The sequence below is a fragment of the Hydrogenophaga electricum genome (assembly GCF_030160815.1).
Taxonomy (GTDB): Bacteria; Pseudomonadota; Gammaproteobacteria; order Burkholderiales; family Burkholderiaceae_C; genus Hydrogenophaga; species Hydrogenophaga electricum.
In genome coordinates this window covers 1-3,783 of sequence record NZ_BSPB01000108.1, presented here as the reverse complement: position 1 = coordinate 3,783, position 3,783 = coordinate 1, and the positions used below count along the sequence as shown (strand labels likewise).

The following is a 3,783-nucleotide window of genomic DNA, read 5'->3' as shown; positions in this document are numbered from 1 at the left end:
ATGCAGCCCCAGGCAGGCCACGTGCTCCAGCCGCCAGCCCAGCCTGGCCGCCGCCCGCGAGAACGTGGACGGCTGGGCGAACGCGATCCATTCGCCCGGCTGCAGGTGCTGGCACAGGCTGCCGCCCGCACCGAACCAGAACGGGTCGCCCGAGGCCAGCACCGCCACCGTCTGGCCGCGCAGGGCCAGCACCGGCGCGATGTCAAAAGGCACGCCCCAGGCAACGCCCCGCGCGCCCACCCCGGCCAGGGCAAGGTGGCGCGGTCCGCCGAACACGTGCGCGGCGCGCTCCAGCGCGGCGCGGCTACCATCGCCGAGTCCCGCCAGCCCGTCTTCCCCGATACCGATGATCGACAGCCAAGCTTCAGCCATGCCGCGTGTCCTCTTGCTGGGCGGCACCACCGAGGCCAGCCGGCTGGCCCAGGCACTGGCCGCCGTGGGGGTGGATGCCGTGTTCTCCTACGCCGGGCGCACCGACGCGCCCCTGACGCAGCCGCTGCCCACGCGCGTGGGCGGCTTCGGCGGTGTGGCGGGCCTGCGCGACTACCTGCAGCGCGAGGCCATCACCCACGTGGTCGACGCCACCCACCCCTTTGCCGCCCAGATGAGCCGGCACGCGGTCGCCGCGTGCGCCGAACAAGGCCTGCCGCTGCTGGCACTGGAGCGCCCCGCCTGGCAGGCGCACCCCGGCGACCGCTGGCAGCAGGTGCCCGACCTGGCCGCCGCCGTGGCGGCCCTGCCGGCGACCCCGGCGCGGGTGTTCCTGGCCATTGGCCGCCAGCACGTGCAGGCGTTTCTCGACGACACCCGGCACTGGTACCTGCTGCGGCTGGTCGATCCGGGCCTGCCATTGCCGCCCGAGCGGGGCGCGGTGGTGCTCGACCGGGGCCCCTTCACTTTGGCCAACGACCTGGCGCTGCTGGCGCAGCATGGCATCACCCACGTGGTGGCCAAGAACGCCGGCGGCCAGGGCGCGCAGGCCAAGCTGGACGCGGCACGGCAGCGCGGCTGCCCGGTGATCCTGATCGACCGGCCGCCCATCCCCGCGCGGCCCGTGGTGGGCTCGGTGCCCGAGGTGCTGCGGTGGCTGGACTGCACGCATGGTGACGATCCCGTTCATGCGGCCCGCGCCGAGCGCGGCGTGTAGACGAAGCGGCCCACGCGCCGCGTGGTCGAACTGCCGACGATGACCACGGTGCGCATGTCGGCCATGTCGGCCTGCGCCGCGCCCAGCGGCACCCACAGCAGCCGCTCCTGCGGCGTGCTGACGGCGCGGGCGAACAGCAGCAGGCGGTCGGGCGCGCAGGTCTCGCGCAGCACCTGCAGCACCTGTTCGAAGGTGTGCGGCCGGTTGGCCGAGCGCGGGTTGTAGAACGCCACGGCCATGTCGGCCCCCACCACGGCGCGCAGGCGCTGTTCGATCAGCGACCAGGGTTTGAGGTTGTCGCTCAGGTTCAGGGCGCAGAAGTCGTGCCCCAGCGGCGCCCCGGCGCGCGCGGCGGCGGCGAGCATGGCGGTGATGCCGGGCAGCACGCGCACGTCCAGCGCCTGCCAGTCGGGCCGGCCCTCCATGGCTTCGAACACGGCAGCGGCCATGGCGAACACGCCAGGGTCGCCCGACGACACCAGCACCACCCGGCCGCCTTCGGCCGCCAGGGCCAGCGCAGCGCGGGCGCGCTCGAGTTCCTCGCGGTTGTCCGAAGGATGCAGGGTCAGGCCGCTGCGGGGCGCCACGCGCGCCACGTAGGGGATGTAGCCCAGCACGTCGGTGGCCTCGGCCAGGGCCTGGGTCACTTCCGGCGTGATCTGGGCGTCGGCGCCGGGCCCCAGGCCGGCGATGCAGAGCCAGCCGCTCATGCGATCCGGCGCCGGGCCGCCCCAAGCCGGATCAGCCCCCTCGGGGGGCAGCGACCCGCGCAGCGGCGGAGCGTGGGTGCTCATCATTCGGCCACCTCCGGGCGCCGCCCCTGGCCGTGCACCAGCACGATGGCGAAATACGGGCAAGCCTCGTCGGGCGTGTCGGCCAGGCGCCCCAGCTGCTGCTGCGCCATGGTGCCGTGCTGCACCAGCCAGGCCTGGTCGAGCCGGCCCGCACGCGCCAGCGCGCGCCGCACGCGCGGCAGGTTGCGGCCGGTCTTCATGACGGCGATGGCATCCGCCGTCTGCATGCGCTCGACCAGCGTGTCCTCGGACAGGGTGCCCATGAGCACGGTCAGCACGTCGTCGCCCCAGGTCATGGGCTGACCGGTGGCCGACCAGCAACCCACCATGCCGGGAATGCCCGGCACCACGTCCACCACCGCGCGACCCTGCAGGCGGGTGTAGAGGTGCATGAACGAGCCGTAGAAGAACGGGTCGCCCTCGCACAGCACGACGATGTCCTGCGTCTGGGCCAGCGTGGCCAGGCGCGTGGCCCAGTCGTCGTAGAAGCGGGCCAGGCAATCGATGTAGGCCGGGCTGTCGAACGGCAGTTCGGTCGTGACCGGGTATTCCATCGGGTATTCGGTGACGCCGGGCGCGAGCAGCCCGTCCACCATCTTGCGGGCCTGCCCGGGACGGCCCTTCTTGCGGAAAAAAGCCACGTGCCGGGCCGAGCGCACCAGGCGGTCGGCGCGCACGCTCATCAGTTCGGGATCGCCCGGCCCGAGGCCGGTGCAGACGATGCGGCCCATCAGATCTCCCGCTCGCTGGCCAGCGCGTTGATCGCCGCCACGGTGATGGCCGAGCCGCCCAGACGCCCGTGCACCACCAGCGCGGGGGCGGCGCCCGAGGCCATCAGCGCGGCTTTGGACTCGGCGGCGCCGACAAAGCCCACCGGGCAGCCGATGATCGCGGCCGGCCGCGGACAGGCCGGGTCCTGCAGCATATTGAGCAGGTGGAACAGCGCCGTGGGGGCGTTGCCGATCGCGACCACCGCCCCGGCCAAGTGCGGTCGCCACAGTTCCAGCGCCGCTGCGCTGCGGGTGGTCTGTCCTTGCTCTGCCAGCGCGGGCACCTGCGGGTCCTGCAGGGTGCAGATGACCGCATTGCCGGCCGGCAGGCGCTTGCGCGTGATGCCTTCGCTGACCATGCGCGCGTCGCACAGGATCGGCGCGCCCGCCTGCAAGGCCTGACGCGTGGCGTCCGCCATGCCCGGCGTGAAGGCCACATGGCGCTCCAGCCCGACCAGCCCGGCGGCGTGGATCATGCGCACCACGGCCAGTTCCTCCACCGGGGAAAAGCGGCCGAGATCCGCTTCCGAGCGGATGATGGCGAAGGACTGTCGGTAGATGGCGTCGCCATCGCGTTCATAGCGGTGCAGCATGCGCAAACGATTCGTGGAGATGGGTGGTCAGGGTCGGCCGGTCCAACCCCTGGAACGCAGGCCGGCTGGCGGCCGTGCCCCAGCGGACCAGGTCCAGCCCCCCGGGGGTGGTGACGACAGTGACCGCCGGTTGCGGGTGGGCACAGCCCTTGGGACAGCCGGACACGTGCAGCCGTTGCCCGGGCGGCACCAGCGCCGCCAGTTCGCGCGCCAGGCTCCGGGTGGGACCGGCGGCCTGTTCGCAACCGGGTGCGCCGGTGCAGGCGGCCACGCGCAGCCGGGCATCGTCGGCCGTGCAGACCAGCTCGGGCAGGGCCGGCAGATGCCGGGCGCCCTCCACCAGCAGCACACGCCACGGCGTCAGGCGCAGGGCACCGTGTTCGGCCAGCACCGCCAGGGTGTGTGCGGGCAGGAGCCCGAAGGCCAGCCCGGCCAGGAACCCGGCGGCCTGGGGCCCGGGATGCGGAGGCGCCGCCGGG

General features: G+C 73.6%; 5 protein-coding genes and 1 pseudogene. 1 reads left to right on the top strand and 5 read right to left on the bottom strand.

Annotated elements, in window-relative coordinates; genetic code table 11:
- A partial coding sequence (locus tag QQK43_RS22790; protein WP_284309575.1) for an SAM-dependent methyltransferase occupies positions 1 to 372 on the bottom strand: 372 nt, incomplete at its 3' end.
- Between QQK43_RS22790 and QQK43_RS22785 the strand changes: the two genes are divergently transcribed.
- The gene (locus QQK43_RS22785; protein ID WP_284309574.1) at positions 371 to 1,147 is read left to right on the top strand and encodes a cobalt-precorrin-6A reductase; all 777 of its coding nucleotides are present in this window, start codon (positions 371 to 373) and stop codon (positions 1,145 to 1,147) included. The two genes, QQK43_RS22790 and QQK43_RS22785, sit on opposite strands and share 2 nt — an antisense overlap.
- Here QQK43_RS22785 and cobJ read toward each other — a convergent pair.
- From cobJ to QQK43_RS22765, 4 genes and pseudogenes are all read right to left on the bottom strand, one after another.
- Positions 1,117 to 1,857 carry a precorrin-3B C(17)-methyltransferase gene (cobJ, locus tag QQK43_RS22780; RefSeq protein WP_284309577.1) on the bottom strand — a complete coding sequence of 247 codons (741 nt, stop codon included), beginning with the start codon at positions 1,855 to 1,857 and terminating at the stop codon, positions 1,117 to 1,119. The two genes, QQK43_RS22785 and cobJ, sit on opposite strands and share 31 nt — an antisense overlap.
- Positions 1,858 to 1,940: 83 nt before the next feature.
- Positions 1,941 to 2,672 (bottom strand): precorrin-2 C(20)-methyltransferase, encoded by a 732-nt coding sequence (gene cobI, locus QQK43_RS22775; protein ID WP_284309573.1) that lies wholly within the window; start codon positions 2,670 to 2,672, stop codon positions 1,941 to 1,943.
- A complete protein-coding gene (locus tag QQK43_RS22770) occupies positions 2,672 to 3,304 on the bottom strand; it encodes a precorrin-8X methylmutase (protein ID WP_370465342.1) in 633 nt (210 codons plus the stop codon). Before QQK43_RS22770 ends, cobI begins: the two co-directional genes overlap by 1 nt.
- Positions 3,288 to 3,783: pseudogene (locus QQK43_RS22765) on the bottom strand (hypothetical protein); the annotation flags it as partial. The pseudogene QQK43_RS22765 and the gene QQK43_RS22770, both read right to left, overlap by 17 nt.

Excerpts from the sequence above, each read along its gene's own strand:
- QQK43_RS22785 (WP_284309574.1), top strand. The coding sequence starts at position 371 with ATGCCGCGTGTCCTCTTGCTGGGCGGCACCACCGAGGCCAGCCGGCTG.
- cobJ (WP_284309577.1), bottom strand. The coding sequence starts at position 1,857 with ATGAGCGGCTGGCTCTGCATCGCCGGCCTGGGGCCCGGCGCCGACGCC.
- cobI (WP_284309573.1), bottom strand. The coding sequence starts at position 2,672 with ATGGGCCGCATCGTCTGCACCGGCCTCGGGCCGGGCGATCCCGAACTG.
- QQK43_RS22770 (WP_370465342.1), bottom strand. The coding sequence starts at position 3,304 with ATGCTGCACCGCTATGAACGCGATGGCGACGCCATCTACCGACAGTCC.